Here is a 15,325-nt window from a genome sequence, read left to right on the forward strand (position 1 = left end):
TACAGACACAAAAAAGCCCACGCTAGGTGGGCTCTTTCGTATAATGTGGTGCCCGCTACTGGACTCGAACCAGTGACACCTTGCATGTCATGCAAGTACTCTAACCAACTGAGCTAAGCGGGCGATGTTCTAATTTCTTATTACTACCATTGTGACAAACTCAATAGTTATGCAATAACAACTAAACAAGGAATGGTGCGTCCGAGTGAACTCGAATCACCGACCCCCGCCATGTCAAGGCGGTACTCTAACCAACTGAGCTACGGACGCATTCCTTTAGAACGAGGAAGATATTAACGACTGATTTATTGCGGCGCAAGTAGAAATTACACTTGAATCAACCGTTTGCTCTTATTCGCACCAATACGTTGAATTTTTAGACGTGAAACGTAAATAAAGTTGAGTTACATCACACTAAGTATTGAGTGTTGCTTTACGTTATTCCTCATCTACATCGAATACAACGTTGTAGTTTTCGGTATAGGTACAGTTAGGCTGGCGGCTACAAGTGAAGAATCGTCGGCCTTTGTAATCGCCTTGGCTTGCCAGTTTAATGATCATCGGGCTACCACATTTCTTACAAAATCGAACTTCTTTGGATGGTTCGATTAAATCAATGTGCGCTGCAAGTAACCTCTTCAAACGACTTACTTGGTAGCTGTGTTTAATCGAAGCACCAATCAAAGGTAAACCTGCCGATTTACAGACGTGAATCAGTAGCTTTTCGCGGTCGACCTTCCCTTTATTGAGCTCTTTACCGTTATCGAGTTCGATGATCACACGGGGTTCTAACGTTCGTGGGTCGCAGACGACAAAATCAAAGTAACTACGAGAGATCTTGTTGTTGGCGATAAACCAATTCTTCTTGTTGTTCGTCTTAGCAGGAACAAGTACGTTCGACATGCTGACTTTGGCAAACACTTCCCCATGGTTACCCACAGCGGATTTAAGCGCATTATAGAATGTCGCCTGTTGCGCCGACATCAACGCCCCTTTCTTCTGATAAGCATGGTCTTTGGTGTCATCATGTTTCACCACATACTTTTGAATAAAGTAAAAGAATACAACCAGAACAATTACAACGATAAAGATATTAGTCATTTTCCAACACAATCAAGTCTGTATAGGGATTAAGAGAGTGGCTAGCGTATGTAGAAAAGCATCACCTGGCAAGCAAAAGAGCGAGAGTTACCAACCAGAATCACGACCTTTGAGCGCTGCAATCACCGAGAGCTCGCTCCCACGCTAGACACATCTCTCCTATTTGATATTCAAATCATCAATTACACTCTAGATTGATTTAGATCAATTTACCTTAACTTGTGATCAACTAGTCTGAAAAACGTTAGGCAAATGTTAATAGGGAAATTGATATGGAACTCAAACAAGACCCAAGATGTTATACCGATGTATGTGTAGACGGTAAGTGGTTCCACTATGACCACTGCGGAACTCGAGCTTACATGTTAAAAGGTGGCGCTTCCGCTGTTATTGAACTAGCAAGAGAACCTTCTACAGAGGGCGAACTGGTTGAAATGCTGCAAGGCGTCGCAAAGTAAGTTAATACGTTCATCTATCACTGATACCAAAATTATCGCCTAGAAGTCATTCTTATCTAACCACGATCAGAATGGCTTTTTATTCCCAGATTAGAGATTAACTTTCAGCGATAACCACGCGGTTTCTACCTGCCTCTTTGGCTTGATACAGAGCATCGTCAGCAGCTTTAAGCGACTTCTTATAGGTTCCATTGTTAACTTGCTCTTGAGCGATGTTAATAGTGGCACCAATTGAACAGGTAAGACTCAACGTTCCAGCATGAGTATCAATGGGATGCTGGGCGATGGCTAGCCTGATGGTTTCTAGTTGTTGTTCTGGATCTTGAGAGCCTGAAAATAACAGAACGAACTCTTCCCCGCCCCAACGTGCAACAACATCATTTTTAAGTACTACCTGACCTAAACGCTTAGCCACTTCCACCAGCACTTGATCACCAACATCATGCCCGTAGGTGTCATTCACTTTCTTAAAGAAATCGAGGTCTAGAATCGCCAAACTCATTCCAAATTGGGTGTGACCGAATGGCATAGGTTGAGCTAGTAATTGTTCGAGATAACGCCTATTGAACAAGCCGGTAAGCTCACAAGTCGTTGATTGGGTTAACAAGGCGCTGTTCTTTTTTTGGATTGAACGCAATCGAATCATCAATAACAGTGCGCTAATACCCACCATAATGATCAATGCGACAACGATTCGATTCCTAAGCTGCTGCTTCTGCAGTAACAACTCATTCAGGTCTTTTTCCGTGTTGAGTAATTCGTTTTCTTTCGCGAGTGTCGCAGTCGCAAAGTCTTGTTCTAAAAGAAAGATATCACTCTGGCGCTTGTCAAAAAGCAGCGCTTTATTAGCTTTATAATATAGCTTGTAATAGTGTAATGCCTTATCAAGATTACCTTTTGATTCGTAATATTGAGCCAGCCTTTTTAATCCGAGTACCTTCCAATTTCGGCTGCCCACAACTTCAAAAATGTCGAACGCGCGTTGAAAATCTGCCAGGGTATCATCATCTTTATTCAGTCCGACTTTCGCCAACGCTCGGTTGAGGTAACACTGCCCATGTTGAAGCGTGTATTTCTCGACCCCAGGATAATGAATGCATCGATTCGTCACATTGAGTGCTGATTGGAATTCCCCTTCCGCAAGCAATACATCACTGTATGTTCTGAGCAATAGAACCTTGTATCGCGTACTTACTCTCTCACTATTCAGCTGCTTCGCTTTGTTATAAGCAATACGACCTTTTACGAGATCGCCACTGCTTAAATAGGTGAAGGCTTCGTTAATGTAGAGGATACCAATGGCCTCATCTTCGAGTAATCCGCTTTGATAATAGAGTTTTTTGGCTTTCTCAATGATCTTGAGTGCTTTCGGCCAATCTTCCAAATAGATGTAAAGCAATGCCATGTTAGACATGAGCTTGCTGTTATAAATATGCTTTGGGTACTTTTTCCCAAGTTGTATCCCTTGATGGAAAAAGTATTGAGCATCTTGTAGGTCGTTACGAACGTTATTGATGGCGCCCGCCGTATTATAGGCTTTGACCAACAGTTCTTCGTATCTTATGGACTCAGCTATATCGATTGCGGAACGAATTTGAACTTCAGAGGCAGCGAGTTCACCTTCTTTCAAATTCTCGATGGATAATTCAACAAGCGACTGGGCTTTCAACCACAACAAATCTTTGTGGTCAGCCAATTCTTTAAGCTGTTGAATGTATCTCATGACGGCTTCTGTATCTTGCTGATGATGGGCGACATTTGACAGAATCATCAGACGGTAAGCTTGGTAAATAGCCGAAGGTTTTGCAGGTGAAGTTTCTGCAAGCTCAGTAAGCTTTTGTTGCGCGAGAAGTGGATCACCGCGAGATAGCTCAAGCAGTTTGATTAACTGGAGCCCATATGCGGACTTAGCCAATTCGTTTTCTGGGGTGTAAGCAGCAGTGTTCGTTGATTGCGCATGACTTAGGTCGTCGTCCTGCAATGGGTACAACAAATAAAGCCCGAGTACGGCACTCATTGTCACAACGAGTAGAAAGGATCCTAAAACGTTGTTTTTATTCATGTATCAAGGCCGTTCCAAATTGAATTCTCATATCACTGCTGTTTATCTATATTAGAAACGCATTATACCCGAGCCCTAGACAGATTAAAATGTTGCCAGCTCGACGATATAAATAAGATTTTTCTAATTAAATAGCATAATCAGGCAACTTTCTTGATTTAACACAGGCATTCATCTCGCACATTGGCGTTATAGTGATTTTCCTGTTCCTATAGCCGTGACTTCTGACGAACGAGCGGAAACATAATGAGAATTAACAATGACCCAAATTAATGAACAACGTCTAGTCGACCATTTCTGTGATCTTGTGAAAATCGATAGTGAATCACGCAACGAAAAAGCCATCGCTGAAGCGCTGGCTGAGCAGCTAGGCGAACTAGGCTTTGACGTACACAAACTGGCAGTTCCGGAAGAAGTATCGAACGGTTTCAACATCTACGCACGTTTAGATGGCACACTTCCAGGTAGCACAGTATTCAGCTGCCACATGGACACAGTAACGCCAGGTATCGGCATTGAGCCAATCATCGAAGACGGTATCATCCGTTCAAAAGGCAACACGATCCTAGGCGGTGACGATAAGTCTGGTATTGCGGCTATCATGGAAGCGGTTCGCGTAATCCAAGCTGAAGGCCAAGCACACAAAACGATTGAAATCGCATTCACCGTATTCGAAGAAGGCGGTCTATTCGGTTCTCTGAACTTCGATATGTCTTACATCCAATCTGAGCACGCTATTGTGCTAGATACAGGCGGTCCGATCGGTACTATCGTAAATGCAGCACCTGGCCAACAAAAAATCGTTGCGAAGATCAAAGGTCGCCCTGCTCACGCTGGTTTAGCACCAGAAGAAGGCATCAGTGCGATTCAAGTGGCAGCAGACGCTATCACTAAGATGAACCTGCTTCGTATCGATGAAGAAACAACAGCAAACGTGGGTATTGTTGAAGGCGGTCAAGCAACTAACATCGTAATGCCAGAGCTTAAAGTCGTGGCTGAGGCTCGCTCTCTAAACGGTGAAAAACTAACAGCACAAGTTGAACACATGATCTCGACATTCGAAGAAAGCGCGAAACAGTTCGGCGCTGAAGTAGAAATCGAATCGACTCGTGCTTACGACGCATTCGTTATTGCAGATGATCACCCGCATATTCTTTCTATCAAATCAGCATTTGAGAAGCTTGGCGTAACAGCGAACACTAAACGCACTGGCGGCGGTAGTGATGCAAACAACTTCAACGCGAAAGGCCTAACAACAGTTAACCTTTCTACTGGTATGGCGAAAGTTCACACCACTGAAGAGTACATTGCAGTGAAAGACATGGTCGCTATAACTGAGTTTGTTGTGGCTTATGTAACGCAATAATCGAATCCATTAGTTAGGTAGTCACTTCTATCTAGCACAATGAAAAAAGCCGAGACATCATCACGATGCTCGGCTTTTTGCTGTTTAGGTGAACATGGAAGGTCGAACCTAAAACCCCCTACGCTTCCAGAATTGGCCTTCGTCTTTTGCTACTAGGTCGAATGTCTTGTCGGCGATGATGTTGCCTTTTAGCTCAACCGTCATACGCCATTTTCCTAGTTTGTTCGAGACAGGTGCCCAGATAGTGTCACCTAAGTAGAAATCCCAATCATTGTTGCCGACATACTCTTCACCATCGAACGGTTCGAGCACTTCACCTTTGTCTGTGGTGATGTTCGGGTGATAAATGCAGTAACGAATCTTCTCACCTTTGGCTTTTTTTATATTCAGGATATAGCCAAACTCCACGTCGATTTCAGCATCAACGATGGTGGTGAACTCTTGGATTTTTGGAAGATCTTTAGATTTGGAATCCCATGTGGAATAGATACCATAAGAAGTCATGTCGACCACAACAGAGCGCTTTGCCATTTCAATCGTTACCTTGGAGTTGTTCTATTAATTTAATTCTATTTACCATACAGCCATGCAAGCAGAGGAAAAACGAGGCTATTCTTGCCAATCTTTCGCCATACGCTTAATCACCGATGGTTCGATGTCGTGAATAGTGCCATATTGCTCTCGGCAGACTTCGATAATCAATTCTGCTTTATATTTGCGTGCTAGTTGGCGGTAAGCCTTCATTTCCCAGTGCTTAATAAAGGTATTTGAGACCACGACATCAAAACCTTGCTTTAGACCATTTTCAGCCGTGTTTTGGCACCACTCATGTGCCTGTTGCAGCTGTCTAGGGTCAAAGTGATATTCACCTTGCTCATTCACATAATACATATCGGCTTCAACGTGTAACGCATCGTAGGTTTTGGCTTTTGTTGACTTGCCCGAACCAGGCAACCCTCGAATGAGTATTAACTTCATCTGTCACTTTACAGGCTAATTCGAAAGCTCAAGTTTATCTCAAATACTAACGAGTTTCTCTGATAACTGCCTTTGCTCAATATCCGAAAACCAAGTACTTACACTCGACTCAGACAACCACTGAATGCTATGAGACTCCCCTCTGTGCCCGTGGATTGCTTCTGATAGAAAACACAAATAATTTACATCTATCCATTTTGCATATCGACAAGCGTATCAAACTACTATAGATTTAGATGTATAGACGTCTACATATCTAGCTTAGGGAGAAAGCTGTGCCTATTCGCATTCCAGACCAATTGCCAGCATCCGATGTTCTTCGTGAAGAAAACATCTTCGTTATGCCGTTATCAAGAGCATCGACACAGGAAATTCGTCCACTTCGAGTCTTGATCCTCAACCTAATGCCGAAGAAGATTGAAACCGAAACTCAATTCTTACGCCTACTATCAAACAGCCCATTGCAAGTGGACGTAGAGCTGCTGCGCATTGATGACCGACCGAGCAAAAACACACCGACTGAACACCTTGATAACTTCTACCGCCAATTTGAAATGGTCAAAGGAAGAAACTTTGATGGATTGATCATCACTGGCGCGCCGCTTGGCTTGGTTCAATTTGAAGATGTTATCTACTGGGATCACCTGAAAACCATCATGGAATGGGCAAACAAGCACGTTACTTCAACGCTATACGTATGTTGGGCGGCTCAGGCTGGTTTGAAGTTATTGTATGATTTGCCAAAACGCACTCGTAAAGAGAAGCTGTCTGGTGTTTATAACCACGAGATACATAACCCATACCATCCTATTCTGCGTGGCTTCGACGATACATTTTTGGCACCGCACTCTCGCTATGCGGACTTCTCTCAAGAGTACTTAGCTGAACATACCGACCTTGATGTTCTTGCGACTTCTGATGTTGCGGGTGTATATCTAGCAGCGACCAAAGATAAACGAAACGTGTTTGTAACGGGCCACCCTGAATACGACTCCCATACACTTCACAATGAATACATTCGTGATTTAGGTGAAGGCATGGAGCCTGTTATTCCAATCAACTATTACCCGAACAACAATCCAGACAACAAGCCTGTTGCAAGCTGGCGTAGTCATGGCCACTTGTTATTCTCTAACTGGCTAAACTACTGCGTTTACCAACAAACGCCTTACGATCTGGAGCATTTCAGCGAAGACAACTTTACCAAAGACGATTAAGTTCTCTCTTCCGATTCACAAACACATAAAGCCGTGTTCAATAGGTTGTTGATAAGACTCCAAATTGGACGCGGTTTTTTTATGGTGGTTGAGTCGCATTCCATAATAGATTTACCACTTCAATGGGTTTGATTTCATATGATGGGTTGGTGTTCATAAGGAGCTTCACATGCCTGCCAAGCCGTCATTCTCAAATCCGATTTCGTTGCACCGCCCCCTTTCGTTATCAAGTTTGGTACTACTCACCTCGCTTTCGTTGGTCGGTTGCGTCTCTGTCACTGAAGGACCACCAAAAATTGAAAGCGATCCTATTGCGATGTCTGAATCTCGAATCGAATTAGGTTTGGGCTATATGGGACAAGGCAATATGGTAAGAGCGCGTGAAAATCTTGAGCTGGCTATCAAGCACGCACCTAGCTACTACCGTGCTCGACTTTCAATGGCGCATTACTACGAACAAGTGGGCGAAGTAGACGAAGCGAGAACCACTTACCGCAAAGCACTCAGTCTCGATTCTAGAAACGGTAATGTATTGAACAACTACGGTACATTTTTGTGTAAACAGGGCGAATACGAACAAGCCGACAAGTACTTCAATCGAGCCATCGACCAACCCTACTACTACTTGGTGTCTGCAAGTTATGAAAACGCGGCATTTTGCGCATTTAAGGCTGGCAATACTGACCAAGCGAAGTACTACTTCACTCGCGCCATTGACCATGACCCAAATCGAGTAAAGTCGATATTACAGCTTTCTAAAATCGAAGTAAGTGAAGCCGATTACAATGAGGCTCGACTTCGTTTATTCAAATTCCACCAGCGTTATGGCTATCAAATTCCATCACTTCAAATCTTGGTCGATCTCGAAAACAAAGCCGGGAACAGAGCCCTAGAGCAGAAATATCAGAGTAAGTTAGATGAGTTGCTTTCTGCTTAGCGAATATGCAAAACACAAAAAACGGGCTTGTTGCGTTAACAACAAGCCCGTTCATAATTTCGACTTAATATCTTAATTAAGTGCAGTCGTTACTTAAGCGCGATCCACTCTTGTCTTTGTTCATCGTCCATAAAGGTCCATGCGATAAAACGACTCACCTTCTGGCCTTGCGACATCTCGACAACTTTCACTTGTTTAGCTCGTAGCTTACCCAGCTCTGAACGAACCATATCGACGTTATCTTTCTTAGAGATCAATGTCGTAAACCACAAAACTTGAGTAGCAAAAAGCTGGCTCTCTCTCGCCATTTTCATGATGAAAGCAGCTTCGCCACCCGGGCACCAAAGCTCGGCTTTTTGACCACCAAAGTTTAAGGTTGGTTTATCTTGCTTAGTTGATTTATTTTGCTTGGCTGGCTTCTTGTTCATTTCTGGCTTAAATGACTGACCTGCCTTCTTAGCACGGTTCGCCGCTAGGTTATCCAGTTTACGTTGTGACCCCTTTTCCGCTTCTTCAAGGGAGCTATGGAATGGAGGGTTACAAATAGTGACATCGTAACGTTCATTACCCTTAATCACGCCCTTAAAGATAGATTCAGAGTCAGCTTGTAGGCGAGCTCGGATCTTACCTTTTAGATTAACGTTGCTTTCCGCAATGAAGTTCGCTGTTTTGATGGAAACAGGATCAACATCTGTACCTGTGCAACGCCATTTGTATTCCGTGGTGCCAATGATTGGGTAGATACAGTTTGCACCAACCCCAATATCTAATGCTTTCACAGACGCGTGGTTATATGGTTCGCCTTGGCCATCGCTATTAAGGATGTCGGCCACTCTGTGAATGTAGTCTGCACGCCCAGGAATTGGCGGGCACAAGTAACCAGCAGGAATATCCCAATGTTTAACGCCGTAGTGGTGTGCTAACAAAGCTTTGTTGAGTAGCTTAACGGCCAATGGATCAGAGAAGTTAATGGTGTCTTCTCCTACTGGGTTCTTGATCAGGTGCTCTTTTAGCTCAGGCAACGAGGCAACCAACAACTCAAAGTCATAACGACCAGTGTGCTGGTTTCTTGGGTGTAATCCACCTTGAGGTTTTTCAGAAGAACGTCTTTTCTGAGCTGCGTTCTTGTTAAAAGCCGTTTTATTAAAAGAACCCTTATTTGATGATCCTTTATTCGCGCCCTGCTTCCCTTTGCTATCTTTTGCAAAAGGTCGCTTTGCTTTGTTATTGCCCGTACCTTTCGGTGCACTACTCTTGCGGCTTTTATCTGATGTGTTCTTTGTAGAAATACGCTTGTCGCTGCTTGGCTTAGCTGTACTTGGCTTAACATCAGCTTGATTGTCTTTTGTTTTTGCTGATGAAGTACTGTTTTTCGACAGGCTTAGCGTCTTTCTATTTTGTGATTGGCTCATTGGGCTACTTCTTTAAATCTAAATACATCATGAATAAACGGGCATCCAACTCAAGTTGATGATATTCCGGTTCCATGTGACAGCATAGTTGGTAAAAGGCTTTGTCGTGCTCTTTCTCTTTGATATGCGCCAGTTCGTGTACCACCAGCATTCTAAGTAAAGGTTCTGGTGCATTTTTAAAAACACTGGCAATACGAATTTCATTCTTTGATTTGATCTTTCCACCGTGATTCTTCGCAACGTAAGAATGAAGACCTAACGCATTATTGATTAGGTGTATCTTGCCGTCGTAAATCACTTTGCTGATCGGTGGTGTTTTTTTCATGTAGCGATTTTTTATCTCAATCGCATAGTCAAACAGGGCTTTCTCGCTTTTTATTTCATGATTCTTTGGGTAGCGAGCTTCAAACCAAGGCACCAATTTACCCGACTCGACAAGTTGAGTCACAGGATCAAGAATGTGCTTAGGATAGCCTTGAATATAGCGTAAAGAAGGATGCATGCTGAAAGACCGTACAAGTTACACCACAACAATACGTTGTGGTCTTGAAAATTGAGCCGCATAGTGTAACTGATCACACTTTTCTAATCACCTAGGATTCGTTACACTTTAGCGAGATTCACCAAGAGAATGAAAAAATGAAACGTGTTGTATTGTACGTCGCAGACAAATGCCCGCACTGTAAAGATGCCCAAAGGTATTTAGACTCTAAGAAAATTGTTTACCGCCTGACGAATGCAAAGATGCAGCGTGGCCGTAAAGAGTTACAGGCGATGGGTGCTCGCTCTATCCCAGTGCTTAAGATCGGCGATCAAGTGATGGTCGGTTGGAATCAGAAGAACTTCGATAAGATGTATAACTCTAAGAACACTTAACGTGATTTAAGAGACTTATATTTCTACAAACAAAGCCCGAATGTCCAACCTAGGATTTTCGGGCTTTGTTTATTTATATCTTACTAAATCATACATACCGCTTAACGAAATCAATAAAGGTTCTATCTGCTTTTGATAAGTAACCTTCTTTTCTCCAGGCTATAGACAAATTCAATTTAACCGGATCTTTAAATGGTAGCCCCACCACATCTGACTCATATTCTGTAACTAAGCTAAGCAGCGCAGTAATGGCAAACTCTCGCTTCACGATAGAAAGGATCATCGGCAATAAATTGGTTTCGAACGCGATGGTCATATCGAGGTTGTACTTCTTACAAGTCGCATCGATAAAATCACGGTGGAAGTAGCCTGATTTGAACATGATCAGCTCTTGAGCAAAAAACTCTTCAAAGGTGATGGATGGTTGCGTTGCCAGTGGGTGATCTTTGCCAACGACCGCTAACATTTCTGAGCTTAACAGGTGGTCAGTTTCAAGGTCATCTGGCACATTTTCATGGTTGATTACACCAATATCCAGTTCGCCGTTTAACAACATTTCTCGAATAGATGCGGTGCCAGCATCAATCAAGGTCAACTTTAGGTTTGGGTATTGGCTTTTAAATGCCATCACGACTTGCGGGAAAAAGTAACTGCCCATCATGCTTGGAGCGCCTAACCGCACTTCTCCTTTCTCCAACCCCTTTAACTCGTTCATTGCGAGTTGAGCATCATCGAACTGTTGAGTAATCCTCTTGGCGTGTTCGAACAATACTTTTCCCTCTTCCGTTAATGTTACGGATTTATCTCCTCGACGGAAGAGAATCAACTCAAGCGTCTGTTCGAGTTTTTTAACAGAAATACTCAATGCAGGCTGTGCGATATGCAGCGCTTTGGCGGCCTGGGTGAAGTTACCAAACTGCGCAACAGCCAGAAAATGTCGAAGTGGTTTTGATTCAAGCATGGCGATATATTAAATATATAGAGGTGATATTTTTAATATATTTCTTTAATCACACTTGTACTGATAACTTGTTCACAAATAGCTTACTAACTCGTGCAGGCACAACGTAAATGTTTGATAAAGGCAGTCCTCAATACAAACGCATCACCCAATCATTGGCGATTGGCTCGTTTATCATTTTCTGTAACCTTTACCTCTTTCAGCCAATCTTGCCGCACATGGCGGAGCACTTCCAAGTATCTGAAACTCAAATCAACTGGCTGTTTGCCGCGACAACACTTGGGCTTTCCATCAGCTTAGTGCCTTGGGCGATCGCTTCTGAAACCTTCGGTCGAAAACCCATCATTCTGTTCAGCTTATTTGCTATCCCGCTAATCGGGCTGAGCATGGTGTTCACAACCACTCTACTGCAACTTGTTATTGCCCGAGCATTCATGGGAATCGCAGTCGCTGCTTTTGCGGGCGTGGCGGTTGCCTATATGGTCGAAGAGTTATCACCCAAAGCATTCGCAGTCGCGATTGGAGGATATATTGCGGCTAATTCTTTAGGTGGCATCTTCGGGCGTGTATTGGGTGGCTTGATTACGGATTATTTCGACTGGCACGCAACGGTTTTGTTTTTCGTTGTCGGATCTTTGCTTGGCGCGCTCTATATCGCCTTTAGATTGCCTGAACAACAAAACTTCAAACCACAGAAAGGGTTGTTCTTTCATCATAACCGCTCGGTTGTGATGCACTTAAGAAACCGTACCTTGTGGCTCGCGATGTTGATTGGTGGTGCTAACTTCGCGTTGTTCGTTAACCTGTATTCGGTAATGGGCTTTAGGCTAGTATCTGCGCCTCACTCTGTGCCAGTGGGTTTAGCTTCGCTTATATTCCTATGTTACTTGGCCGGAACGGTAAGCTCTAAGCTCTCCAACAAATGGACACTTCGCTTTGATCCGTTAAACGGTATATTAATGGGCATGTGTATTAGCCTGATTGGGATGCTAATTTCTGCCGTCGATAAAGTCCCGTTCATGTTAGCTGGCTTGTTATTAATTAGTGGCGGTGCATTCTTCGCCCACACTCTTGCCTACTCTTGGGTGAGCCAAAAAGCACCGAGCGCCAAAGCGACAGCAACGGCACTTTACTTAGTCCACTACTACATAGGTGGCAGTTTAGGAGGCTTCTTACTCCTATATTGCTGGCAACTGTTCGGTTGGAATGGCGTGATTGCAGGCGGCTCGATCTTCTATGTCGCGATATTTGCTTGGGTCTACCAGTTAAAACAGCGCCAAGTATCGGCGTCCAAACTCGCACAAGCATAAGTACGACTGAGGTTGTAACTCAATTATTGCTTTTGATTAACGTCCGTTCTGATATCCTACGCAAAATTTCATTTCGGAACCTGTTATGTCGAACACTCAAAGCTCAGATCTTCAAACCATCCACGACCAAGTAAAACAGTGGTTAGACGATGTCGTTATTGGCCTAAACCTGTGTCCATTTGCAGCCAAGCCACAACGTAATAAACAGATTAAGATCTTTGTGAGTGAAGCGAATACGGAAGAAGCGTTGTTGGAAGACATCATGACGCATTTCGTAGAGTTAGATAACACACCAGTCGCTGAACTTGAGACGACTCTGGTTGTGGTTCCTAACATGCTGCAAGATTTCTTCGATTACAACATGTTCATTGATTGGATTGAAGCGCTGATCAAGCAAGAAGATTGGGAAGGCGTTTACCAAGTGGCAACCTTCCACCCTGACTATTGCTTTGGCGGTGCAGATCCAGAAGACGATGAAAACCTAACCAACCGTTCTCCGTATCCGGTTTACCATTTGATTCGTGAAGCGAGTATGGAAAAGGTGTTGAATCACTACCCTAACCCTGAAGCGATTCCTGATACCAACATCGCGAGAGTTGAGTCTTTAACGCCGGAAGAACGTCGTAAGCTATTCCCTTACCTGTTCAGTTAATCTCTAACATGCTGGCTCATATTCCTGAGCGCTCTTGATGATATGGACGAGAAATAAACTGATCTCGTCCATTTTGTTTCGCAATGTACAGACATTCATCGGCAACTTTGATTAGCTTATCTAACGCCGACATCCTTTCCCCTTTGGTATCCCCTGTACTCAACTCAAAATGACACGCACCGATTGATATAGTAACAGGCTTTCTATCCAGCGTGATTTTCTTCATCTCTTGCAAAAGAGTCATGAACTTATCTTCTACACAACTTGGTGTTTTATTTGGGTACCAAAGAATAAACTCTTCACCACCAAAACGCGCCACAAACTCACCCTCTTGAGTGTTATTACTTAGCACGTTCGCCACTTTCTTTAAGACAACATCACCCATTTGGTGGCCATAAGTGTCATTGACCTGTTTAAAGAAATCGATGTCGACAACTGCCAAGGTTCCTTTTCCTAAAGAGCCTTTTAACTGCTCGACTTCCGCATTCAACGTTTTGAACAAGCAACGTCTATTTGGTAAATGTGTCAAAGGATCGTACATAGCTTGGTACTCTAACTTCTCATTGAGCTCTTTGAGTTTTCGTTCTTGTTGTCTTCTAACCAGCTCTACTTCGATCCATGAGGCCATTAGCCTCATCACGTCGATATCGAACTCTTTGAACTCACGATGATAAGGCTCTGGGCTTGAAAAGTTTAAGGTGCCATAAAGCTCATCATTAACGAAAATGGGAATACCAATGTATGACTCCAAACCAAAAGACTGATAGGCAGGATGAGTCGCATACTTATCGTGTTTACCACAATGCTCAATGCAGATAGGACCAATCGATTTACAAGTAATTTCGCAATAAGTCGAACGATAATCGAAGGTGTCACCGCTATTGAGTTCTACCCCTCCAGGTATAACGCAGTGCTCAACTAAATAAGAATTTCCATCGACTTTCGATAAGATACCAATATCAAGGTTGAAGCGTTCAAGCCCCATAATAAGCAGCTGAGCGATCTGAATATCGAAGCCCTTTCGATAATCATTGGTGATTTGATACAAACGGCGTATAACAATTTCGCTTTCACTGGCTTGGTACATAACGGAGATCCCACTGCTGACGAGATAAATGACAACACCAATATTGAGGTTATTACTAATAAAGGGCAGAAAACATAATAATCAATCGGTTTGTATGCAAAATACCTCATTGGTCCAATGAATAAAAGTCGACTTCTTCGACTTTGCGTTAGCACCCTATTCCGAGCTTTGATAAAATAATCCATTAACGAAACAGAATGGATAGGAAAATGAACCTTTCTCAACTAAGCCAAGAAATCTACGATCACCTTTACCGCGACATTGAAGAGTTCCGCAGTACTTTTGATCTGCCTGTTGCTGCTCCTGAAACAATGGACGAAAAAGGCGATACGCTACATACCTCTCTAGCGATCGAAGAACTAACAGAACTTGCAGAAGCTGACTCTAAAATCGAACAAGCGGACGCTATTGTAGACAGCGTTTATGTTTTGATGGGACGTTTAGTCCACCTTGGTCAGTCGAAAGTAGAAGACAACCTAGCAATCAGCTACCTGATCGACCTACTGTTGAATGTTTCTAAAAACCGTTCAATCGACTTTCTACCTTGTTGGGACGAAGTACACTCAAGCAACATGAGCAAAGTGTGTCGTAACGAAACAGAATACGCTGAAACGGAAGCTTTCTATGCTGAGCAGAGCATCAAACTGATGGCTGTTCAAAAAGGCGAATACATCATCGCGAAGTGTGCGGAAGATTTCGTATCTGAAGGCAAGACAGTTCGCCAAGGTAAAGTACTAAAATCAGTACACTACCGCCCTGCGAACCTTGAGCCTCTAACGGCTTAAGTAAGGCTGCAACTGAAACACTTTAAAGCCTCAGTTGACTGAAATCGAAAACGCCACGTTATTTTAACGTGGCGTTTTATCATCTATTAGAAAACTCTAGCTGTGTTAATTGGAGCCGTGTAT

At 43.3% G+C, this 15,325-nt stretch carries 16 protein-coding genes and 2 tRNA genes; 8 read left to right on the forward strand and 10 right to left on the reverse strand.

Annotated features, from left to right (window positions below):
- Window positions 1-46: 46 nt before the first annotated feature.
- The 3 genes from CWO13_RS11205 to CWO13_RS11215 form a co-directional block, all read right to left on the reverse strand.
- Window positions 47-123 (reverse strand) — tRNA-Val (locus CWO13_RS11205).
- Window positions 124-193: 70 nt separating this feature from the next.
- A tRNA-Val gene (locus CWO13_RS11210) sits at window positions 194-270 on the reverse strand.
- A gap of 168 nt (window positions 271-438) precedes the next feature.
- Window positions 439-1,101 carry a DUF2726 domain-containing protein gene (locus CWO13_RS11215; RefSeq protein ID WP_048658548.1) on the reverse strand — a complete coding sequence of 221 codons (663 nt, stop codon included), beginning with the start codon at window positions 1,099-1,101 and terminating at the stop codon, window positions 439-441.
- Between the two features lie 272 nt (window positions 1,102-1,373).
- Here CWO13_RS11215 and CWO13_RS11220 point away from each other — a divergent pair, with 272 nt between their 5' ends.
- Entirely contained in the window at window positions 1,374-1,559 is a 186-nt protein-coding gene (locus tag CWO13_RS11220; RefSeq protein ID WP_048658547.1) for a hypothetical protein, read from the forward strand.
- Window positions 1,560-1,656: 97 nt separating this feature from the next.
- Here the strand turns inward: CWO13_RS11220 and CWO13_RS11225 are convergent, their stop codons facing one another.
- The gene (locus CWO13_RS11225) at window positions 1,657-3,621 is read right to left on the reverse strand and encodes a diguanylate cyclase (protein WP_107899333.1); all 1,965 of its coding nucleotides are present in this window, start codon (window positions 3,619-3,621) and stop codon (window positions 1,657-1,659) included.
- Between the two features lie 259 nt (window positions 3,622-3,880).
- Between CWO13_RS11225 and CWO13_RS11230 the strand changes: the two genes are divergently transcribed.
- The gene (locus CWO13_RS11230; protein ID WP_019824125.1) at window positions 3,881-4,987 is read left to right on the forward strand and encodes a M20/M25/M40 family metallo-hydrolase; all 1,107 of its coding nucleotides are present in this window, start codon (window positions 3,881-3,883) and stop codon (window positions 4,985-4,987) included.
- 108 nt (window positions 4,988-5,095) lie between these two features.
- Here CWO13_RS11230 and CWO13_RS11235 read toward each other — a convergent pair whose 3' ends face one another.
- Window positions 5,096-5,518 (reverse strand): DUF3859 domain-containing protein, encoded by a 423-nt coding sequence (locus tag CWO13_RS11235; protein WP_048611912.1) that lies wholly within the window; start codon window positions 5,516-5,518, stop codon window positions 5,096-5,098.
- 78 nt (window positions 5,519-5,596) lie between these two features.
- Window positions 5,597-5,965: an ATP-binding protein gene (locus tag CWO13_RS11240; protein WP_102530324.1), complete on the reverse strand. Its 369-nt coding sequence runs from the start codon at window positions 5,963-5,965 to the stop codon at window positions 5,597-5,599.
- Between the two features lie 275 nt (window positions 5,966-6,240).
- Between CWO13_RS11240 and metA the strand changes: the two genes are divergently transcribed.
- Both metA and pilW read left to right on the forward strand, forming a co-directional pair.
- Window positions 6,241-7,182 carry a homoserine O-acetyltransferase MetA gene (gene metA / locus CWO13_RS11245; protein WP_048658543.1) on the forward strand — a complete coding sequence of 314 codons (942 nt, stop codon included), beginning with the start codon at window positions 6,241-6,243 and terminating at the stop codon, window positions 7,180-7,182.
- Between the two features lie 169 nt (window positions 7,183-7,351).
- The gene (gene pilW / locus CWO13_RS11250) at window positions 7,352-8,119 is read left to right on the forward strand and encodes a type IV pilus biogenesis/stability protein PilW (protein ID WP_048658542.1); all 768 of its coding nucleotides are present in this window, start codon (window positions 7,352-7,354) and stop codon (window positions 8,117-8,119) included.
- 89 nt (window positions 8,120-8,208) lie between these two features.
- Here the strand turns inward: pilW and rlmF are convergent, their stop codons facing one another.
- A complete protein-coding gene (gene rlmF, locus CWO13_RS11255; RefSeq protein WP_048668595.1) occupies window positions 8,209-9,531 on the reverse strand; it encodes a 23S rRNA (adenine(1618)-N(6))-methyltransferase RlmF in 1,323 nt (440 codons plus the stop codon).
- Window positions 9,532-9,535: 4 nt separating this feature from the next.
- The gene (locus CWO13_RS11260) at window positions 9,536-10,033 is read right to left on the reverse strand and encodes a YgjP-like metallopeptidase domain-containing protein (protein WP_004734935.1); all 498 of its coding nucleotides are present in this window, start codon (window positions 10,031-10,033) and stop codon (window positions 9,536-9,538) included.
- 137 nt (window positions 10,034-10,170) lie between these two features.
- Here CWO13_RS11260 and CWO13_RS11265 point away from each other — a divergent pair, with 137 nt between their 5' ends.
- Window positions 10,171-10,407: a glutaredoxin family protein gene (locus CWO13_RS11265; RefSeq protein WP_016786183.1), complete on the forward strand. Its 237-nt coding sequence runs from the start codon at window positions 10,171-10,173 to the stop codon at window positions 10,405-10,407.
- An 88-nt stretch (window positions 10,408-10,495) separates the two neighbouring features.
- On the opposite strand, the gene CWO13_RS11270 is transcribed toward CWO13_RS11265, so the two are convergent.
- Entirely contained in the window at window positions 10,496-11,368 is an 873-nt protein-coding gene (locus CWO13_RS11270; protein WP_108082963.1) for a LysR family transcriptional regulator, read from the reverse strand.
- Window positions 11,369-11,478: 110 nt separating this feature from the next.
- Between CWO13_RS11270 and CWO13_RS11275 the strand changes: the two genes are divergently transcribed.
- Both CWO13_RS11275 and CWO13_RS11280 read left to right on the forward strand, forming a co-directional pair.
- Window positions 11,479-12,678, forward strand: a complete 1,200-nt coding sequence (locus CWO13_RS11275) for an MFS transporter (RefSeq protein ID WP_108082964.1) — start codon at window positions 11,479-11,481, stop codon at window positions 12,676-12,678.
- A gap of 85 nt (window positions 12,679-12,763) precedes the next feature.
- On the forward strand, window positions 12,764-13,330 hold the full coding sequence (locus CWO13_RS11280) for a DUF1415 domain-containing protein (RefSeq protein ID WP_108082965.1): 567 nt from the start codon (window positions 12,764-12,766) through the stop codon (window positions 13,328-13,330).
- A 16-nt stretch (window positions 13,331-13,346) separates the two neighbouring features.
- Here the strand turns inward: CWO13_RS11280 and CWO13_RS11285 are convergent, their stop codons facing one another.
- Complete coding sequence (locus CWO13_RS11285; protein WP_108082966.1) at window positions 13,347-14,417, reverse strand: sensor domain-containing diguanylate cyclase; 1,071 nt, start codon at window positions 14,415-14,417, stop codon at window positions 13,347-13,349.
- A gap of 209 nt (window positions 14,418-14,626) precedes the next feature.
- On the opposite strand from CWO13_RS11285, the gene CWO13_RS11290 reads away from it, so the two are divergent.
- Complete coding sequence (locus CWO13_RS11290) at window positions 14,627-15,202, forward strand: nucleoside triphosphate pyrophosphohydrolase family protein (protein ID WP_048664881.1); 576 nt, start codon at window positions 14,627-14,629, stop codon at window positions 15,200-15,202.
- The last annotated feature ends 123 nt before the right edge of the window (window positions 15,203-15,325 follow it).

The organism is Vibrio sp. ZF 223, from assembly GCF_003050585.1.
GTDB lineage: Bacteria > Pseudomonadota > Gammaproteobacteria > Enterobacterales > Vibrionaceae > Vibrio > Vibrio crassostreae.